This is a genomic window from Anabaena sp. CCY 0017 (genome assembly GCF_963920885.1).
GTDB lineage: Bacteria > Cyanobacteriota > Cyanobacteriia > Cyanobacteriales > Nostocaceae > Nodularia.
The window spans coordinates 177,913-198,163 of the sequence record NZ_CAWUDG010000008.1 but is presented as its reverse complement, the minus strand read 5'-3'; the positions used below and the strand labels follow the sequence as shown (position 1 = coordinate 198,163).

Annotated in this window: 11 protein-coding genes and 1 pseudogene; 3 read left to right on the top strand and 9 right to left on the bottom strand. The window is 42.3% G+C overall.

What is annotated here, in order from left to right; translation table 11 throughout:
• Positions 1-167 precede the first annotated feature (167 nt).
• From ACM0OW_RS12825 to ACM0OW_RS12795, 7 genes and pseudogenes are all read right to left on the bottom strand, one after another.
• Positions 168-1,091 (bottom strand): manganese catalase family protein, encoded by a 924-nt coding sequence (locus ACM0OW_RS12825; protein ID WP_414550485.1) that lies wholly within the window; start codon positions 1,089-1,091, stop codon positions 168-170.
• A gap of 201 nt (positions 1,092-1,292) precedes the next feature.
• Positions 1,293-1,634, bottom strand: a complete 342-nt coding sequence (locus tag ACM0OW_RS12820) for a cupin domain-containing protein (protein ID WP_414550484.1) — start codon at positions 1,632-1,634, stop codon at positions 1,293-1,295.
• Positions 1,635-1,649: 15 nt separating this feature from the next.
• Positions 1,650-2,819 (bottom strand): zinc-dependent alcohol dehydrogenase, encoded by a 1,170-nt coding sequence (locus tag ACM0OW_RS12815; RefSeq protein WP_414550483.1) that lies wholly within the window; start codon positions 2,817-2,819, stop codon positions 1,650-1,652.
• Positions 2,820-3,042: 223 nt separating this feature from the next.
• A complete protein-coding gene (locus ACM0OW_RS12810) occupies positions 3,043-3,441 on the bottom strand; it encodes a hypothetical protein (protein ID WP_414550482.1) in 399 nt (132 codons plus the stop codon).
• Between the two features lie 30 nt (positions 3,442-3,471).
• Positions 3,472-3,954, bottom strand: a pseudogene (locus tag ACM0OW_RS12805) (SRPBCC family protein); the annotation flags it as partial.
• A gap of 55 nt (positions 3,955-4,009) precedes the next feature.
• A complete protein-coding gene (locus tag ACM0OW_RS12800) occupies positions 4,010-5,134 on the bottom strand; it encodes a DJ-1/PfpI/YhbO family deglycase/protease (protein ID WP_414550481.1) in 1,125 nt (374 codons plus the stop codon).
• A 109-nt stretch (positions 5,135-5,243) separates the two neighbouring features.
• Entirely contained in the window at positions 5,244-5,648 is a 405-nt protein-coding gene (locus tag ACM0OW_RS12795) for a DUF2267 domain-containing protein (protein ID WP_414550480.1), read from the bottom strand.
• 298 nt (positions 5,649-5,946) lie between these two features.
• On the opposite strand from ACM0OW_RS12795, the gene ACM0OW_RS12790 reads away from it, so the two are divergent.
• Positions 5,947-6,345 carry a DUF6335 family protein gene (locus ACM0OW_RS12790; protein ID WP_414550479.1) on the top strand — a complete coding sequence of 133 codons (399 nt, stop codon included), beginning with the start codon at positions 5,947-5,949 and terminating at the stop codon, positions 6,343-6,345.
• 101 nt (positions 6,346-6,446) lie between these two features.
• On the opposite strand, the gene ACM0OW_RS12785 is transcribed toward ACM0OW_RS12790, so the two are convergent.
• Positions 6,447-8,822 (bottom strand): WD40 repeat domain-containing protein, encoded by a 2,376-nt coding sequence (locus ACM0OW_RS12785; RefSeq protein ID WP_414550478.1) that lies wholly within the window; start codon positions 8,820-8,822, stop codon positions 6,447-6,449.
• 1,415 nt (positions 8,823-10,237) lie between these two features.
• Between ACM0OW_RS12785 and ACM0OW_RS12780 the strand changes: the two genes are divergently transcribed.
• The gene (locus tag ACM0OW_RS12780) at positions 10,238-15,424 is read left to right on the top strand and encodes an eIF2A-related protein (protein ID WP_414550497.1); all 5,187 of its coding nucleotides are present in this window, start codon (positions 10,238-10,240) and stop codon (positions 15,422-15,424) included.
• Between the two features lie 181 nt (positions 15,425-15,605).
• On the top strand, positions 15,606-16,100 hold the full coding sequence (msrB, locus tag ACM0OW_RS12775; RefSeq protein ID WP_414550477.1) for a peptide-methionine (R)-S-oxide reductase MsrB: 495 nt from the start codon (positions 15,606-15,608) through the stop codon (positions 16,098-16,100).
• An 87-nt stretch (positions 16,101-16,187) separates the two neighbouring features.
• Here msrB and ACM0OW_RS12770 read toward each other — a convergent pair whose 3' ends face one another.
• Positions 16,188-20,150, bottom strand: a complete 3,963-nt coding sequence (locus tag ACM0OW_RS12770; protein ID WP_414550476.1) for a DUF4912 domain-containing protein — start codon at positions 20,148-20,150, stop codon at positions 16,188-16,190.
• Positions 20,151-20,251 lie beyond the last annotated feature (101 nt).

The window sequence follows — 20,251 nt, the reverse complement described above, 5'->3', positions numbered from 1 at the left end:
GTAGGGTGTATGTAACAAGGCTAAAATGTTGCATTATGTTTCCTTGTGGAACAGGCATCTTGCCTGTTATCGGGGACCAGTAGCCCACCCCACAATATTTATGCTTATGCAACATTTTAGCCTTGCCACGCCCCTACAAATTGGGGATTTTGTGCCTTGGAAGTCCTTTATGAACTACGGATATTAAGGCGGTCAGCTAAAGGAGGGGCGCTAGAACCATTACCATCTGTTTGCCGATTTTGGGGCGTACCGTGTAATTTTGGATCTGGCTGTGGTGGCTGCGGTTCGGGGCCTAAAGGTTGGGGATTAGCAACATACTCAAATTCCCCTTTACCATCCATTGAACGCCCTTTTGCCCAACGACCTTCGGCGCTTTCATTACCTTCCGAGTGATTCCAGAACTGATAAGCAACTTCGCGTTTCTCTAATTCTAGAGGGAAAGAACTGGGAACCGGTGTGCTTTCTAGTCCAGAATCTCGTAAATCCTCAATGGCTGCTTCCCATTGATTTTGGTGCATGGTGTCACGAGCAATCATAAAGCTTAAGGTATCTTTCACCCCAGGATCATCGGACATCTCATACATTCGCACAGCTTGCAAACGTCCCTGAGTTTCTGCATGGAGATTAGAGCGAAAATCTGCCATCAGGTTGCCGCTAGCGACGATAAAGCGACCATTCCAAGGGAAACCAACGCTGTCAGCCGGCATTGCACCTAAACCAGAAACGATCGCGTGTTGAGGGTTCATGGCTGCTGCCATAATCATCTCTCGTGGGTTAGTACCACCCATCACCGCACCCACGACGGCATCTTTAGCCCCTTCTTCTTGGACTTTAACTGGGGCTTTATCTAGGAGATGGGCAATCATTGTCGCTAGCATCTCAATGTGACCAATTTCTTCAGTGCCGATATCTAGCAGCATATCTCTGTATTTAGCAGGGCCGCGGCAGTTCCAACCTTGAAACAAGTACTGCATCATCACGGTCATTTCGCCGAATGTACCACCGATGAGTTCTTGAATTTTCATCGCGTAGACTGCATCTGGCTTTTGTGGTGGCTTGAAATACTGTAACTTCTTATTGTGGTAAAACATTGGGGTTCCTACTTGTTTGATGGCATCTACAATTGCACTAATTCAGATTTTTTGTGTTGCTGATGCTTTCTAGGAAACTAGCAAATTATTATCTCTACATCATGCTGGCGGTATATAACAATATGGCATAATTTGTAACTATAGATATACAAAAAAACACAGATAATTTATCTGTGTTGAGATATATTATTGCTGTATTTTTTAATCCTCATCTCGTCCATGAATTTGCGCTGGTGGACTGGTGGCTTCAACTGCGGTAAATGGTTCGAGGATTTTGTAAGTATGGCTTGCTCCTTTTGGGACTACCCAGGAACTTCCAGGTTCTAATAAAATCATTTGTCCTTCTATATGCAGTTCCGCACGGCCTTTGATTGCATAGCCCACTGTTTCATAGTCGCGAGAAGTAGGTTGTTTATCTGCGCTTGGTTGTTCGTCTTCCCAAAGGCGCATAGAAATTGATTTTCCAGAGGCTAGATATTTCTGACCGAGTTGACCTTTGGGGGAATGGCTAGAGTCTACTTTTTTCACACTTGTGTCAGTCATATTTAATTAATTACCTTATGGTTTGAGTACAACTTTGATGCAGTTATCTTTTTTGTGCTTGAAAATTTCGTAGGCGTGGGGTGCTTGTTCTAGAGGTAGGCTGTGGGTGATCACAAATGATGGATCGATTTCACCCTTTTGAATATGTTCTAGTAAAGGTTGTAAATACCTATGGACGTGTGTCTGTCCCATTTTGAAAGTCAGTCCCTTGTTCATGGCTGCACCCATTGGCATTTTGTCGATAAAGCCACCGTAAACTCCTGGGATTGAGACTTTACCAGCTTTACTACAAGTCAAAATTACTTGGCGGAGGGCTGTGGGGCGGTCTGTTTCTAGGCGTGCTGTTTGTTTTACTTGGTCGTAGAAAGCCATAAAGTCAGTACCGTGTGCTTCCATACCTACTGCGTCTATGCAAGCGTCGGGGCCACGTCCACCGGTCATTTCTTTGAGTGCTTCCCCAACTTCGATGTCTTCATAGTTGAGAACTTCGGCTTTACCGTATTCTTTAGCCATTTGTAGGCGTTCGGGAATGCGATCGCAAGCAATAACTCGTTCTGCACCCAGCATATAAGCGCTGATGATGGCAAATTGCCCCACAGGGCCACAACCCCACACAGCAACGGTATCACCGGGTTTGATGTCGCAGTTCTCAGCGGCCATGTAGCCTGTGGGAAAGATGTCTGTTAAAAACAATACTTGTTCATCAGTTAAATTATCGGGTACTTTGAACAAGCCGACATCGGCAAAGGGTACTCGTGCGTATTCAGCTTGACCACCAGCGTAACCACCCAATAAGTGAGAATAGCCAAATATACCTGATGGTGTGTAGCCCATTAACTTTTCTGCCATCCAAGCATTCGGGTTGGAGTTGTCGCACAATGACCATAATTGCCGTTGACAGAATAGACAGCCTCCGCAAGAAATGGTGAAAGGCACTACCACGCGATCGCCTATTTGCAGATTTTTGACTTTACTCCCTAATTCAACGACTTCTCCCATGAATTCATGACCCAGGATATCGCCTTTTTCCATTGCAGGAATATAGCCGTTATAAAGATGCAGGTCTGAACCGCAAATGGCAGTAGAAGTAATTTTGACAATGGCATCACGCGGGTTGATAATTTTGGGGTCAGGTACTGTTTCTACCCGGACATTGTTTGCTCCTTGCCAGCAAACTGCTTTCATACTGTTTTATCCTTATTTATTAGTATCCTCTCGTGGTTTTATTGGAGTTATAATATTTTTTTTAACCACAGAGGACGCAGAGGACGCAGAGAGAGAAGATTTTTTGGCGTTGCTGAATTGGAATATGAAATGCCAAAATTACCTTTCTTTTTCTTTGTAACTTTGCGTCTTTGCGACTTTGCGTGAGACAAATTCATATCTTTATTCAGCAACGCCGATTTTTTTATCTGTTGTTCACTTCTGGTCTATTTTCTTGGTAATATCCGTGTCGAGTGCCTGTAATTGGCTCTACGGTATCTTCAACTTGGGTTTGAACTGAATCTAAAAACTCTTTTGTGGCTCTAGGAGTTGGTTCATCTAGATTGAGCTTTTCTCGCACATTTTCAGCAGTTTCTTTGAGGTTTTTCTGGGCATTATCAATCTGTCGGTCGTTTCTAATTGGGGCGTTATAATCAGGCGTACCTTTGTAATAAATGCCTTCAGGAGTTTTTACGGTGTCAGCTTTCGCTATATCGTTACCGTAGTTAAAAATCTGAAATGAGAAAAAGGCAACACCTATGAGAAAAACTATAAAAATTTGGCGCAGAAGGATATTTTGTAACCAAGAAAATACGCGTTTCATGAAAATCCTCACTCGATTGTAATTGGATAACTATTTTTGTCCGGTTGGTTGTCCTGCGGTTGTGGCAATTTCACCTGTTTCCATTAACATTTTGAAACGGCGTAAATCGTCACCAATTTGCTGTTTTGGTTCTTCACCAAATAATTTGGCGATCGCAACACCTAAAGCCCCACCAGGAGGGTTATATTTGAGGACAACTTTCACTTCCGTACCGCGATCGCCTGGCGCTGGTTGGAAACTGACAAAACCAGAATTTTCCACATCTGCACCAGCTACAGCAGCCCAAGAAATAAACTCGTTTTCTCGGTCTTCTAGAATGTCTGCATCCCATTTCACACTCTGCCCTAAAGGAGCATTCGCAACCCAGTGAGAACGTTGTTCGTTGTACACTTTCACAAATTTGAGATGCTTCATAAATGTGGGCAGGTTCTCAAAGTTGTGCCAAAAGCGGTACAGTTCATCTGCTGGTTTATTGATGGTTACTGTTTTTTCCACTTTGATGGGTTGGTTCATAAAGAAAGTGCTGAGTAAGTTTATTTCTCCCTTGCTCCCTGCCCCTCTGCCTTGACTACACAGCAGCCCCTGTGGTCGGCTTGGGAGGCTGAATTTCAGTGCCTATGCGTCCCTGATATCCTCGATATAGCTGTGCTAATTGCTGCTCGTATTGAAGCAAATCTTGGTAAATTTCTTTGAAAAGAGCGGTGGCTACGGGATCGGTGTACATAGCACATAAATTGCCAATATCACCAATACCTGTTTGCACATCCCCCAAGGCGCAGCGTAACTGATAGATGTCGTCACTACCAGTGAAGGCACTTTTAACTTTGGCATATTGATGGGCGATATTTGCCACTATGGAAGGTTTTTCACCGAGTCTGTCCAGATAGGTTTCTAACTTCTGAATATGTGGCTGTCTATGACTAATCATCTCTTGAAAGAGCGATAGCGAAGCGCTGCTGCAAGCAGTTCGCATTTGACTATCTGATTCTTTTTCGGCGTACTGTTCCAAGGCTTCTATTGAATAACGCTCCCCACTCAGGGCTGTATTCAAGCCTCTAATGATTTCACCTTTGGTAGAACCACCCCAAGCATCAGCCAGTTTCCACCACTCAGCGCTGGTGTCTGTCTCGTCTGGAAGTGCAACATCTTTACCACCGTAACCCAGACGACTCAGCAACGCTGTGGTAAAAATCGCTAAGTCTCCAGGTTCGCGAGAGGTAATTAAATTCCTATCTACCACTAATGGCTGATCGAGATAATTTGCACCTGCATTGATCATATCTTTGCGGATTGCACTAAAGCCTGTGGCTTTTCTACCTTTGAGCAAATCACCTTCAATTAAAAGTTGTGGTCCATGACACACCGCAGCTACCCATTTTCCTTGTTGCATAGCTTCTTGTACGAAGCTGACTGTGTTGGGGTTCCGCCGCATTTTATCGGGAGCCATACCGCCTGGAATTACCACTGCGTCAAATTCCGCCGCTATGGCTTCTGTGGTGGTAGCATCGGGTTGAACTGAAACTTTGCCTCGTTTACCTTTGTATTTCTCATTCATGCGTGAACCGAGGACGACTACCTCCATTCCCGCTTGTTTTAAGCCATGACAAGGGATGGTAAATTCTATATCCTCAACGCCATTTTCAATGAGGATAGCAACTTTTTTCTTCCCGGAATGATTGTTATAATTTGTCATTAATTTTCCTAATTGTTAGAACTTAACCAAATACATTAAAAGCTTTCAATTACCACTCAAGAGAGATAATTAGCTCTAATTCATAACCGTTAACTGATTTAATTGCTGCTTACATTGCTGGAACTTCACTCGTTGGCGATGTCGTAAACAATTCTTCGTAATCATGAGAAAAATAAGTATGAAACTTAGCAAATTTCTCAGGATTGATGGCGTTTTGCAAAACTGCAAACACAGCCCTGACATGAATTGCGGTGGTAGTCGGTTCTATATTTTCTCTTTGACTCACACGAGCAATAAATTCTTGCAAGTTGAAAGATTCACTAGTTTTTTCTTCTCGTACTTGCAAACATTGTCCCAGTTCTTGCGGCAATTGTGCTGCTATTTCATTGGCTTCATCACCGGGAACACGCTCTTTGAGAGTTTCTAAAGTCGCACGGGTAGCACTTTCTGCTTCTTCCCGATCATTTGATTGAGCTAGGCTTTGTACGTGTGTAATAAATTCGTTGTAGTCCATTTTTGACCTCCGCTATCAAAATCGATGCTTGGTGTTTTTATGAATTAAATTGCCAAAAACCAGTATTTAGAATTCGTAATTCGTAATTCGTAATTAAGAGGGTAAAAACTCAGACTGATTGCAATTACTACAAGTGGCTTGAATTTGAATTTACACTTACTAGATTATGAGATAACGACTATTTTATCTTCGTTCGCAGGGGATATATATTTTATGACTAAAGTAATACATCTTTGGTGAGACAGGGTTTTGATGTGGCAACGTTATGATGAATAGGTAAATAAATTTAATATTATTTATGATAGAAAATAAGCATAATGAAGAAATTAATCCCGATGATTTAGCACAAGAAATTACTGAATCCTACGGTACTGGTGTAAAAGATATGCCGGGGTATAATATTGGTGGGCGATCGCTCAGGCAAAGAAACCGTCAATATACTCATACCAGTCCCGAAATTACTGGTGGTGATATTGATGCTAATTGGCAACTAGAGGATGCGGTAGGAGATGAAGCCGTCGGTGGTACTGCTCCCACTCCTGACCAAAATGTGACTGACGAATTAGGAGAAGCAGTAGGATTACCGATGAATGACAAGGCTTTTCTCCACACCAACGATATTTTAGAGCAACGTGATGATGCTCGTTGGGAATTAGATCCCATGTCTTCTGATGATTATTCAGAACGGAAAAATTGACTGAACCTCACCCTGGTTCTGCTACGCAAAACCTGTCCCTCTCCTTACTAAGGAGAGGGAAAGATTTACCCACGGGGTAAAGCCAGGGTGAGGTTCCGCCTTTAATCAGCAGCTATTTGCCAAATTTTGATCGTTTTGTCAGCACTACCACTAGCGAGTAACTGACCATCTGGACTCAAAGAAATAGCATTGATAGTTCCTGAATGTCCAGTTAGGGTTTGTAATACTTCGCCTGTAGAAAGTTGCCAAATTTTGATAGTTTGATCAGCACTACCACTAAAGAGGATTTTGCCATCAGGACTAATGGCTAATGATTTCACCTCATCTGAGTGACTACTTAATGTATGCAGAAGTTTACCTGAGATTAAATCCCAAATTTTAATAGTTGTGTCAGCACTACCACTGAAAAGCAGTTGTCCATCAGAACTCATAGCAATTGATTTGATTTCACCTGAGTGACCCACAAGAGTGCGTAACGGATCACCTGTGCGTGGGTTCCATAGTCTAATTTTGCTATCAGCGCTACCACTGGCGAGAATTTTACCATCGTGGCTAATGGCGATCGCATGGACAGCAAAGGTATGCCAAAGTGTACAAATGCGATCGCCTACGGCGCGGCTTTGCCCATCGCCTGTGTGCAAATTCCAGATTTTGATTTTATTACTTCCACTGGCGATCATCTGCCCATCTGGGCTAATTGCGACTACATTGACTGGTTTTTGATGTCCTAAAAGTGTATGCAGTAATTTACCCGTTTTTAAGTCCCAGATTTTGACATTACTTCTGGGATGTTCACAACTACCAACCGCCAGAACATTACTATTAGGACTAACTGCAACCGATGAAACTTCCCCTTGATGACCTGTGAGGGTGCGAATTTGTTTGCCAGTCTGAAGATTCCAGATATTAATAGTTTTGTCTGCACAGCCACTGATTAACACCTCCCCATCTGAACTAATCGCCACAGATGTAACTTTCCCCGAATGTGCAGTTAAGGTAGAACTCGCCGAGGGGGGTGCTAGAGTAGGTTTTTGCTGGAGATCAGCGATGATCATATCTAAAAGCTGATCTACATTTAAAATATTTTGGCGATCGCCTAATGCTGTAAAATATGCTTTTAGCTTTTCTAGATATTCCTTATCTTCTATCTTGATAGCTGATTGCATCGCCTCAAAAGGATGAATGAAATCCTGTCGTGACACTTGGCGCAATTCCAACCATGTATTGATAGAGTAATCCACCTGCGACTGCGCCCAAGAAGGATCAGGTAAATGAGATAAACTTTGGGCTAACTGCAAAGCTAATTCTGGAACCCAATAACGACGCTCATGCTCTAAAGCTTGGTAAACTTCTTGATAACCTGTAGCGTATACCCGCAAAAGTTCCTGTACAGATTGTAAGTTAAAAGTATCTTGAAGTAAACTAGGCAGTACCTCTGGTAATAAAGGCGGCACATCATAATCAAGCAGGTGATAAGCATCAGCTACCCAAGCAGCAACTAAACAATGACAGTTAATTAACACCTGGGAAAGTTTTTCTAAATCCTGATGATTAACTTGATACTTTAAGGATAATTGACTAATATCAATACCGTTACTTTGCCATTTTTCCGACTTTTCTAAAATTGCCAGATTAAATACATTATCTTCGCCTAAATTATTAATTTCTTCGCTATCTTCACCCATTAAGAGGAGTTCATTTCTAATTTTTCTCCATTCTAAAGCCCGACTTTTAGCCGATTCTTGGAGAATTTCTCGATAAGATAGCCGAAAAATCGTTTTGTAATAATAGGTTTCCTGACCTAACCCCCAATAAGCAATGCGGAAATTTAAATAATCCCCATCATCCTCAGATTCTAAAATCAAAATCGGCTCTGTTTTTAACATTCCAAACAAAGCTTTGATACTAGATTCACTATGAAATCGTTTACTATCCCAAGCACCGGCTAAAAGTTCTGTGGGTCGAATGGGACTGTGGAGCGAATAATGTTTGTGAAGAAACTCTCGTAAACCTTCCGCCAAAGTTAGCTCAATTGCCGAATTTTCATGATTTTTTTGGTCAAATTTGTCAAACTTAATTTGTGGAGGAGCGAGAAATATTTTTAGAGGAATACGCTGATAATTAGTGCCAGAATTTAACAGTTGGGAAGGATACAGTCTCAAAGGCCAGCTATCAAATATTTTGGCAAATTCTGGCAATTTGAGAGATGTTTCTCGTGCTTGGGTTGCTATTTGCACCTGTGTTTCACGTTGGTAAATAGCTAATTCTTGTTGCAGAATTTTTTGTTGTTCAAATCCTGCAAGAGCATCTTCCCTTTGTTGAGGGAAATCTACAGTTTGGATAAATTCTTTAATTACTTGAGGAAATGGAAAATTTTTAGTAGCAAGACTTTCTTCAGTTCGCTTTTGGATGAGGGTGACAATCACAGGTGTGAACTCTATCACCAATTGAGTTAGTAATCTTAATCCTGGCTCCATAAGGAGATTCCTGTTAAGTAAATAAAATTTTCAGTGTACTGAGTGGGGAAAGTGCTGAGTGGGTAGGGGCGGGTTTAAGCAATCAGTCTGTGGTTCGTCGAAATCCTTAGTAAACCCGCCGTACAAGAGTAATGAGTGCTGTTATCGGGGCGTTGAGCTATCAACACTGTTCTCACCTGATGAAACCGCTATAACTATATAGTACTCTCATGTTTGTTCATTAATAAAATTAACAGACTCTGCCTATACTACTATCTTAAGGAACATTTTTGTAAAGAATTTAAATTTCACAGGTTAACTACTTTTGCTAAACAGCTACCAACCCCTGATATTGAACAGTTAACTTTATTTACGCCCACTTACTTATACATGAGATAGAGGAATCCGGTTTGATTTATGAAAAAAATTAAGTATTGTAGTGGCGTGACAAGGCTAAAATGTTGCAATAGATTTTTGAGAAAATTGAGATAAATCAATGTTTTCTGCCTTGTTCGTAATGCACTATTTTAAGCTTGCCACGCCAGTAGGGTGCGTTACGGATTTCATCCTAACGCACCATTATTAAGGCTTTGGTGCGTTAGCTACCGCTTACACACCCTACGTGTTTTTAAACGCAAAGCGCAGGCTACGCCAACAAAAATCATAGTCCTATATAATTCCTATATAAGCGATACTTTAGCTCTTTTCAGTTATCACTCATGCAATTTTAACAATAATATATCGGCATAAATTGCCAAATACATTAAATTCTTGGCGTTGCTGATTCTTTCCCTAATTTTCGCATTAAAAATACCCCGTTCATATCATGGTTGAACGAGGTAAGGATAGGAGTAAATCAACAAGGACTTATGATTCTACTTATCCCTTTTGCGAGAAGAAGGGATTGGTGGAGATCACTACAGAAAATCTAGCAGTAATCTTCAGTTCATAGAGCATAACTAACAGAACTACAGGAATTAGTACCGTACTAAATGCTCTTGAAGTGTAGTAAACCTTGGACTATTAAGCCCACAAGTCTTTTACAATCAATACTTTAGCAAATATAATTTCAGAAGTGTCGCCATTTTGGCGTTTTTTTAAAATTCATTTGTTTATACAAGTAATATTATTGTGGAACACAATAAATATTTTGCTTTTTTATAGGACTCAGACTGCATAGAATAACATCCACAAACCTATAACGTAAATGAACCCAAAAAACTTTTATGATTGACCAATCGGTATGAAAATGAACAAAATACTCATAAGTGTGCTTATCTGCAAACTTTTAAACATCGTAAGCACCGAATAAAATTATTTTTGAGCAAAAGTCCCTATTCTAGAGGGAAGCTTTAAATTCAGTTTCTTGGTGACATTGCTAGCGGTTATACTAGTACACAATGGCATCCCCTTCGGTTTACCTATCAACTCTTAAAATGTCTCCACTCGGTATAGCTACCAGTCATTTAACCCATGTCCTAGAATTAGGAGAGGCACAATTTTGGCTGCTGTTAGTGGGTGTGAACCAATACCAAGACCATAGACTGCCTTCACTACGCTATTCGGCTGTTGATTGTCAGGGTTTGGCCGCAGCTTTAGCCGACGCAACCCAAGGATTTCCCCAAACCGAAGAAAGAGTTCACCACGATTTAACATCTGGAAGACCAACTCTATCGAGGGTGCGTACTAGCTTAAACGAAATTGCTGCGGCTGCTCAACCACAGGACAAGATTTTATTTTATTTCTCTGGACATGGAATGCTAGAGGCAAATTCTCAACAAGCATTTTTGTGTCTAGCAGATACTCAAACAGACGATTTACTCAACACGGGTTTAGGGTTACAAGAAGTTTTACAAACTTTGGGAAATAGTCAGGCGCAGACTCAATTAGTATGGCTGGATGCTTGTCATAGTGGTAGCCTGACGTTCCGAGGTGCTAGAAGTGAGACAACTTCAGCATCTTTGCCCAATCCTACATCTGGGATGGTGGAATTGTTACGTCAACGGGCAAAACAGAGTAAAGGATTTTATGCTTTGCTTTCCTGTGATACTAATCAACAATCCTGGGAATTTCCCGAATTGGGACATGGCGTATTTACATATTACTTAATGCGCGGGTTGCGTGGTGAAGCGGCTGATTCTCAAGGGTTGATTGATGCTGATGGACTGTACAGATATGTTTATCATCAAACGCGCCAATACATTGAGCAAACTAATCAGCAATTACGACTGATTAATCAGCAAAATAAAAGTAGAGGCGATACTAATCTCTATTCAGAATATCCACAGCAAACACCCAAGCGGATTGTGGAAGGAGTGGGCGAAGTTATTCTGGGGTTAAAACCAGCCCTGGGAGAATCTTCTTCTTGCCGACAAGCATTAATATTAGAAGGATTGGCGACTAATCAGACGACTCTGGCTGTAAGTAAACTATTACGGGGTGTGGGTAATTTTGAGTTAGAGTATTGGCCTCGTTCCCTAGAAGCTACCACTCAGGATTTACACTCGACTATTCAAACTTGTTTACAGACTACAGAATTAGCATCGCCAAACCACCCCAAAAATTTTGCTACAGTTCTGTTATATTTGCGTGGGAGATTTGAAGAAACTGAATCTGGTGAACCTGCTTTAGTTTTAGCAGACAATATCCGGCTTAGTCGTTCCTGGTTGAGACAACAACTTAGGCGTTCTACTTATGCCCAACAAATTATTATTTTAGACTGCCCAATGGTTGCAAATGGCTATGCGCCTCTACAAGATTGGGTAGAAGATTTGCAACTCGGATTTGAGCAAGGACAATGTATCATTGCTGCTGCTTCACCGAAAAATAATTCTGAACAATTTGCCCAAGCGTTACACTCTACTTTACAAGCAGCCCATCCCCAACGTAGCCTATCAGCCGCCGCTTGGATTACCCAATTACAATTATCCTGTAACCATGAATTACCTCTACATATCTGGCTATCTGGGACACAAGGCGTAATTGAAGTTATACCTACCAATTCTGGAAATAGAGGTATTCAGTCAAGAACCAGTATTGATTTAGGGCTTTGTCCTTACCGAGGCTTACGGGCTTTTGGGGAAGAAGATGCTCAGTATTTTTACGGTAGAGAAATTGTGGTTCAGCAATTAATGAATGACTTAGCTCAAAAGTCATTTATTGCCGTGGTGGGCGCTTCTGGGAGTGGTAAATCCTCTGTGGTACAGGCGGGATTAATTGCCCAACTGCGACGGGGAAAAGTATTACCAGGTAGTGAAGATTGGTGGATGAGAAGCTTTCGCCCTGGTGCAAATCCTCTGCAAGCTTTATCACGCCGTTTAGTAGATAGCGGTACTGAAAAAGAAAAAGCTTACCAGCAGATGCAATTAGAAGGGATGTTGTACCAGGGGGTAGAAGGGTTTACTCACTGGGTGCATAATCGCCCAGAAGCAATGGTAGTTTTGGTGGTAGATCAGTTTGAAGAATTGTTTACCACCTCAACCAGTGAAGATAGACAGCGTTTTTTAGAAGTTGTTTTAGGGGCGCTGGAATCTATACCAGAAAAGTTTAAATTAATCATTACTTTGCGGGCTGACTTTATCGCCCCTTGTTTAGAAGTACCGAGTTTGGTGAAGTTGTTACAGCAGTCGAGTGTGCTGTTACCGCCCTGTTTGAGTGAGGAAGAATATCGCCGGATGATTATTAACCCGGCGGAACAAGTTGGTTTAACTGTAGAGGCGGAATTGGTAGAAGTTTTGATGCAGGAGTTACAGCACTCTCCTGGGGATTTACCACTATTAGAATTTGTGCTGGAACAGTTGTGGGAATACCGCGAAAATGGGGAAATTACTTTACAAGCATATCAACAGCATTTGGGGGGAATTAAGGGAGCGCTGGAAAGCAAAGCCCAAGCAGTTTATCACAGTTTAGATCCAGAGGCTCAAGAGTGCGCCCGGTGGATTTTTCTGTCGCTGACTCAGTTGGGTGAGGGTACGGAAGATACTAGGAGAAGGGTACTTAAATCTGAGTTAATTGTTAAAAAATATCCGGTGGCTTTGGTAGAAAGAACATTACAAGTGTTAATTGCTGCCAAGCTGGTAGTGGTGAATTTAGAAGAAGATCCAGGCGCGTTTGGAGAAGGAAAAAAGGCAGGGGGGCAGCGAGCAGCGAGCAGAGGGGAAGATGTTGGACTGGTAACACAATCTGCTTTCCCATCCGCCTCAGCTTCTCCTGTAACTATCGAAGTGGCTCACGAGGTTCTGATTCGCTATTGGTCTACTTTGCGTTGGTGGTTAGAGGAAAATCGGGCGATATTGCGATCGCATCGTCAAATTGCCCAAGCCGCAGCTTTGTGGATCAATAGCGATGAACAACCAGACTTTTTATTACAAGGTGTTCGTCTCGCCGAAGCTGAAGAAATTTATATTAATTACACTGATGAAGTATCTGCTGATGTCCAACGTTTTATTCAAGCTTGTTTAATCGAAAAACAACGCCAGCAACAAAAAGAAAAAAATCGACTCAGAAAAGCTCAAAGGACTTTGGGAATTATTAGTATTCTGGGACTGACTGCTTTTGGTTTAGCTGTTTTAGCTTACCAACAAACTCAAAAAGCCCAGTTACGAGAGATCCAATCTTTAAATTCTTTGTCAGAAAACTTTCTGCTCTCCCATAAGCAGTTAGAAGCATTACTAACTAGCCTTAGAGCCGGGAAAGAAGTACAAAAAATTACACCTGGAATCCCTAAGAATATCCAACTTCAAACTGCAAATATTCTCCAACAGGCAGTTTATGGAACTCAAGAACGTAACCGTTTAACTCATAATTCTTGGGTAACAAACGTCAACTTTTCACCGGATGGTCAAATATTGGCTGCTGGTTATGCTGATAACAGTATCCAACTCTGGAATAATGATGGCCGTTTACTAGCAAGTCTCGCAGAACATCAAGATAGTGTGAATAGTGTGAGTTTTTCACCGGATGGTCAAATATTGGCTTCTGCTAGTAGTGACAATACAATCAAACTCTGGAGTCGTGACGGTAAATTACTCACAACTCTCACAGGACATCTTCATGGTGTGAATAGCGTCAGTTTTTCACCGGATGGTCAAACTTTAGTCACTGGTAGCAGTGATAATTCCGCGAAACTTTGGCATCGCGATGGCAAGTTACTAGTAAATTTTCTCGAACATAGCCGCAGTGTAAATAGCGTCAGCTTCTCCCCAGAAGGTGATACCATTGCCTCAGCTAGTGATGATGGCACAGTTAAACTTTGGAGTTTAGACGGTCGGTTGTTATCAACTTTACCAGCCAGTACGAGAGAAATTTTAGATGTCAGTTTTAGCCCAGATGGACAGACTATTGCCTCAGCTAGTGCTGATCATACTATTAAACTCTGGAGTCGTGACGGTAATTTGCTCAGAACCATAGAAGGCCATAGTGGTGGCGTTTGGCAAGTTAATTTTTCTCCTGATGGTAAGATAATTGGTTCAGCCAGTGCTGATAAAACTATTAAACTTTGGACTCGTGCGGGTAACTTGTTAGGGACTTTGCAAGGACATAGCCATGAGGTGAATAGTCTCAGTTTTAGCCCAGATAGTCATAGATTAGCCTCAGCTAGTGATGACAATACTATCCGATTATGGAAACTGGAAGAAAGGCTACCCAAAAGTTTTTACGGACATAAAGGTAGTGTTAATGATGTCAGTTTTACCCCGGATGGCAATACTATTGCTTCTTTGAGTTCAGATAACACTATGAAACTCTGGAAGTTGAATGGTCAGTTACTCAAAACACTCCCTTCCCCCATAGAAGATGTTACCAGCATTAGTTTGACCAGGGATGGAAATACCGTGGCTTTGGCAAGTGCAAATGAGGCCATCCAGATTCGCCAACGAGATGGAACTTTGCTGCATACCCTGAAGGGACATAAGCATTGGGTAACGAGTATGAGTTTCAGCCCTGATGAGCAAATTCTGGCTTCTGCTAGTGCAGACAAAACTATTAAACTTTGGAGTCGTGACGGTCGTCTGTTGCAAACTCTTTCAGGTCATAACGGTTGGGTGACTAACATCAAATTCAGCCCCGACGGTAAAACTATCGCCTCCGCTAGTGCGGACAAAACTATCAAACTCTGGAGTCGTGACGGTCGCTTATTGAAAACTTTATCAGGGCATAGCGCCAGTATATGGAATATTAACTTTGCTCCCGATGGCAAGACTATTGCTTCAGCTAGTGATGATAAAACTGTGAAACTCTGGAGTTTGGATGGTTCCCAACTTCACACTTTCGGGGGACATAATGATTTGGTTAGTAACGTGAATTTCTCACCAGACGGCAAAATGCTCGCCTCAGCTAGTGATGATGGTACGATCAAGCTCTGGAATATTGGCAGTGGGATGTTGCTGAAGACCTTTTCCGGGCATCAGGGCGGTGTAAAAAGTGTTAATTTCAGTCCTGACGGTAGAATGCTGGTTTCTGGGGGTCAAGATACCACTATTAAATTGTGGAACCTAGAGGAGATGGAATTGCAAACATTAGACCTCGATCAGATGCTCAATCATGCTTGCGATCGCCTGGGTGACTATCTCAAAACTAATCCTAATATTACTATAGACGAGTATGAACTTTGTTTTGGTAACTAAGTGGGGAGAGTGCTGAGTGCTGAGTAGAAACCAAGTAGGGGCGGGTATGGCACTCTCCAAGTCTTTCACAGATATGTTCAATTACCAATAATAATTTTAATAAACCCGCCCGTAGAGGAGTGCTAAGTGCTGAGTGGGGAAAGTGCTGTGAGTGAAATTGCTTCACGTTAAAATAGAGATCATGAACAAACGCTATTTTTTAGAGGCTAGTGCCGCAATTATTGGCACAGCCGTTTTATCTCGCAATATCAATTGGGGTTCCCAAGACATGACAACTTCTAAAAGCCAGTTTGCAATTACTAAACCTGAAGAAGAATGGCGGACAATCTTAACACCGGAACAGTTTCGCGTTTTAAGAAAACATGGTACTGAACCCGCTTTTACGAGTCCACTCGATAAGGAATATGATGAGGGGACTTTTGTCTGTGCTGGCTGCGGACAACCATTGTTTACCTCTGACACCAAGTTTAACAGTGGTACTGGCTGGCCTAGCTTCTTTCAGCCAATTGAAGGCGCGATCGCTGTGACTGTAGATCGGTCATTCTTTATGACTAGAACCGAAGTGCATTGCAGCAACTGTGGTGGACATCTAGGCCATGTGTTTAACGATGGCCCTGCACCCACTGGTAAGCGCTACTGTATGAACGGTGTATCTATGAAGTTTGAACCTGCTTAATTGTTGAGATGTGGGGATTGGGTATCGGGATTGAGAAGCCTCTTCTCCCCCCTCCCCCCTGCACCGTGCCCCCCTGCCTCTTCCCCTCTAGCTGTCGGAATTTTCCTGAGAAAATTTCTTGCGGATAGTTGTACTGTGTTCCTCATTAGCAGCAATTGCGGTCATGAGATAGTCAATGGAGTCATCGGAGAAGGGAACCCGCAAATGGAAAGTCCCATCTGCTTTGAGTGTGATGGGTTTACCAGCAATATTTACTGTTGCACCTGGTTCTGTTGATCCGTGAATAATTAATTCAGCATCGGCGACAAACCAAAAATCTGGTTGGGGACGACTGAAGACACGAATTTTTTCGGAACGGACGATCATCTCCCAGCGATCGCCTGCGGTCAAATATCCGATCTCTGCAATATAATCATGATCTGTAGCGGGAATTGCCACATAGCGATCGCTTGTAATTTCGTCGCATTCGTATTTCTGCACAAGCTGAGGAGTGTGATAACTCAAGTCCAAATCTGTGACATCATACAACCGCAGATATAATTGAGATCTGCTGTTACTTTGCAGCATTTGTTTGTCAGTTGTGGATATATACCAAGTAGCATAAGCCCACTTGGGAGTCCGGGTTTTCAGGAGAATACTACTCTCATTCTGGGTTGTGGATAAATCCACTAATTCTGTGTCTGCTGTTGATATATTGTCATCTGTGGTATTTGTTAAGGGTATACCAAAGATGCGAACCCTGGCAGAACGAGCAATTGTTACCCAAATATCACTATCTGTAACATAACCTATTTCGGCAATATAATCGCGATCGCTTTGGGGAATGGCGAGATATTTCTTTTCTATCCCTGACTCTAGTTTATATTCCTGTCCCAATTCTGGAGTCTGATAACTCAAGTCTAAATCCGTGACATCATACAACCGCACCACTAATTGAGAAATGCCATTATTTGCTAATGTTTGCTGGTAAGTTTCACTAATAGACCAACTCGCAGCCGCCCATTCAGCATTTTGGGGCTGGAGGACAATACTTTGCTCCCCATCCAGATTCAGAACTGGGTCTTCTGTAGTATCTTTCAGGGGTGTATCAAAGACGCGCACCCTGTCAGAACGGGTAATTGTGATCCAGCGATCGCCTTCGGTGACATAACCGATTTCGGCTATATAATCATGATCACTGTCAGGAATGGCGACGTAAGCTTCTATCCCGGACTCGATTTCATACTTTTCTACAAATTGCGGAGTTTGATAACTCAAGTCTAAATCTGTCACATCATACAACCGCAACGCTAATTGAGAGATATCGTGATTGGCTAATGTTTGCTGACAACTTTCACTAATGTACCAAGTCGCATAAGCCCATTCAGGATTGCGAGGTTTGACAACAATACTTTGTTCCCCATCCAGATTGATAACTGGGGCTTCTGTGGTATCTTCTGGTGAGGCTGTATCAAAGACGCGCACCCTGTCAGAACGGGTAATTGTGATCCAGCGATCGCCTTCGGTGACATAACCGATTTCGGCTATATAATCATGATCACTGTGGGGAATGGCGACGTAAAGTTCTATCCCTGACTCGATTTCATACTCTTCTACAAATTGCGAAGTTTGATAACTCAAGTCTAAATCCGTAACATCATACAACCGCAGCGCTAATTGAGAGATGCCATTATTTGCTAATGCTTGCTGACAAGTTTCGCTAATGTACCAACTCGCATAAGCCCATTCAGAATTGCGAGGCTTGAGAACAATACTTTGTTCCCCATCGAGATTTACGGGGTCTTCTGTGGTATCTTCCACGGGTGTAGCAAAGACGCGAATTCTTTGGGAACGGGTAATTATTACCCAGCGATCGCCTTCGGTGACATAACCGATTTCGGCTATATAATCATGATCACTGTGGGGAATGGCGACGTAAAGTTCTATCCCTGAGTCAATTTCATACTCTTCTACAAATTGGGGAGTTTGATAACTCAAGTCTAAATCTGTCACATCATACAACCGCAGCGCTAATTGAGAGATGCCGTTATTTTCTAATGCTTGCTGACAACTTTCACCAATGAACCAAGTCGCATAAGCCCATTCAGCATTGCGATACTTGAGAACAAGACTTTGCTCCCCATCTACATCAAACCACGTAGGCTCTGTTATATCACTTAGCACTTCCCGCTCATTTTCCAGACCTGTGCCTTCAAAAGTTGCACTATCTGCAAAAATATCTATTTCCTCTGACAAATTATTGCCGGGTTCAGCTGCATCTGCTACCACATTTAATATATCTTCCGTAATATCTGGGAGTGATGGATGTGAAATGACCACATTTTCTGATATTTTTTCATCCGATGGCGGTAAGATAGTCTCATCACAATTACTGAACACCATTGTGTCATCATCATCATCGTGCTGAGACGAAACATTGTATTCTGGAGCAATATCACCACCTAAATCCGTAGTTTCAGTTGCAAAGATATCATCATCGTTCTCAGACCAAAGATTATCTGCTGTCGCCATATTACCAGCTAAGTCTGTAGTTTCCGTTGAGAAGATATCCTCAATTAAACCTAAATCTGGTTCTACTTGGGGCTGTTCTGCTATTTCGTCACCAAAGTCTTTAATTTCGCTATTTTCCGCCTCAGATACCACTTCTGAAAGAGGTAACTCTTCAGAGACAACTTGAGGTACATCTGGTAATTGAGGGTATGGAGTATTGACTACGGCTGCTGGTGCTTCTATATCCCAGAGTGAATCAGGATTATCAAAAGACTCTGTTTCTGTAGAATTACTCTCGTCATTAGTTTTAAGAGGTGATTTTTCTTCCAGGTGTTCACCCATAGCTGCTACTGCTCCTGCTGTTAAAGCGTCATCATTGGACGGCATTTCAGGGAAAGGTTCACTCACAGGAGTATCAATACTTATATTATCTATTGCCACTTCATTTTCCATAGATTCCTTGAGATTTGCATCTGTGGTTTTATTTTGAGCCTCAGTTGCCCAGATGCGTGACCGGATAAGCCACATTAGTAAGACAACTATCACGGATATAGGTAACAAAAGCCACCACAGAGGTATATCTTCAAGATTAGTTTCTGGAGATTGCTGTTCCTCTGATACAGTTTGGGTATTGGCGGGTGCTGTTTGTACTTCTCCCTGGGCGATGGCTGCGGCTGCTGCGGCTCTACCTGTTTCTATAGCTTGCTGTCCTGGTACTGCGAGGGTAAAACCGAGGAAATTGGCTACATTGGGGCTAGGATTCTGCCTGTAAGCATAAACTAAAGGCTGGGAATAGGGATAATTCGGATTATCTGGCAAAATATCATTGATGGGAATCACGCGCACATTTGACAATTGCGACACTTGATGAGCCATTGCATAGCTAATGCCGTCATTGCCTAATTGCTTGACAATTTCGGCAGTGTTATCCTCCTCTATCTGGGTAGCATTAGAGCCTGTGGCAAATTCAGCCCCGGTAAAAGCTGGATAAGTGCGAAATGTATTGCGGGTATCGCTCGTTTCAGGGCGGTCAATGAATCGAATTGTACCTTCAGATGCGCCTATTTCTGACCAATCTGTAATCTTTCCCCGGAAGATGTCGGCGAATTGTTGATCAGTTAAACCACCCTGAAAAGGATTATCTGTACTAACTATGATGGCAATATTTTCTCGTTGAAATGGTAATTGTACCAGACCTTGGGCTTGTTCATCTGGAGTCAAACCACGGGCGATCGCAACTAGATCAACAGTACCATCTATTAAAGCTGATATAGCCACATCAGCACCATTGCTGGCAACTTCTACATTAGCCCCCGAAAACTCTTGCTCAAAACCTTGTTTTAAACTTTGGTTGATTGCAGCCAAATTCATAGAACCATCAATCCGCACCGTAGTTCCATCTTCCACACTTGTCGGTAGTGGAAAAGAGTCAGCGTCAGTGGCAGATTGTGCCAGCACTGGTGTCGGCACGAACAAATGTACTGCCATAGGGCTAGTAGCTAAGGACAGTAATAATGCCAGACTGACTATCGCACTATCTTTTTTTTCTTGTTGCCACATAATGCTCTTTATCTAGGTACAGAAAGCCGGATGGTCTTAATTTTATCTTTTAATGCAAGAGGAGACGCGCTAATTATACATCTGGTGTCAAATTTCTTCTA

Bases quoted from the DNA above. Each gene is read 5' to 3' on its own strand.
- ACM0OW_RS12790 (WP_414550479.1), top strand. From the start codon at position 5,947: ATGATAGAAAATAAGCATAATGAAGAAATTAATCCCGATGATTTAGCA.
- ACM0OW_RS12770 (WP_414550476.1), bottom strand. From the start codon at position 20,150: ATGTGGCAACAAGAAAAAAAAGATAGTGCGATAGTCAGTCTGGCATTA.
- ACM0OW_RS12820 (WP_414550484.1), bottom strand. From the start codon at position 1,634: ATGACTGACACAAGTGTGAAAAAAGTAGACTCTAGCCATTCCCCCAAA.
- ACM0OW_RS12810 (WP_414550482.1), bottom strand. From the start codon at position 3,441: ATGAAACGCGTATTTTCTTGGTTACAAAATATCCTTCTGCGCCAAATT.
- ACM0OW_RS12795 (WP_414550480.1), bottom strand. From the start codon at position 5,648: ATGGACTACAACGAATTTATTACACACGTACAAAGCCTAGCTCAATCA.
- ACM0OW_RS12800 (WP_414550481.1), bottom strand. From the start codon at position 5,134: ATGACAAATTATAACAATCATTCCGGGAAGAAAAAAGTTGCTATCCTC.
- ACM0OW_RS12780 (WP_414550497.1), top strand. From the start codon at position 10,238: ATGTCTCCACTCGGTATAGCTACCAGTCATTTAACCCATGTCCTAGAA.
- ACM0OW_RS12785 (WP_414550478.1), bottom strand. From the start codon at position 8,822: ATGGAGCCAGGATTAAGATTACTAACTCAATTGGTGATAGAGTTCACA.
- ACM0OW_RS12825 (WP_414550485.1), bottom strand. From the start codon at position 1,091: ATGTTTTACCACAATAAGAAGTTACAGTATTTCAAGCCACCACAAAAG.
- ACM0OW_RS12815 (WP_414550483.1), bottom strand. From the start codon at position 2,819: ATGAAAGCAGTTTGCTGGCAAGGAGCAAACAATGTCCGGGTAGAAACA.
- msrB (WP_414550477.1), top strand. From the start codon at position 15,606: ATGAACAAACGCTATTTTTTAGAGGCTAGTGCCGCAATTATTGGCACA.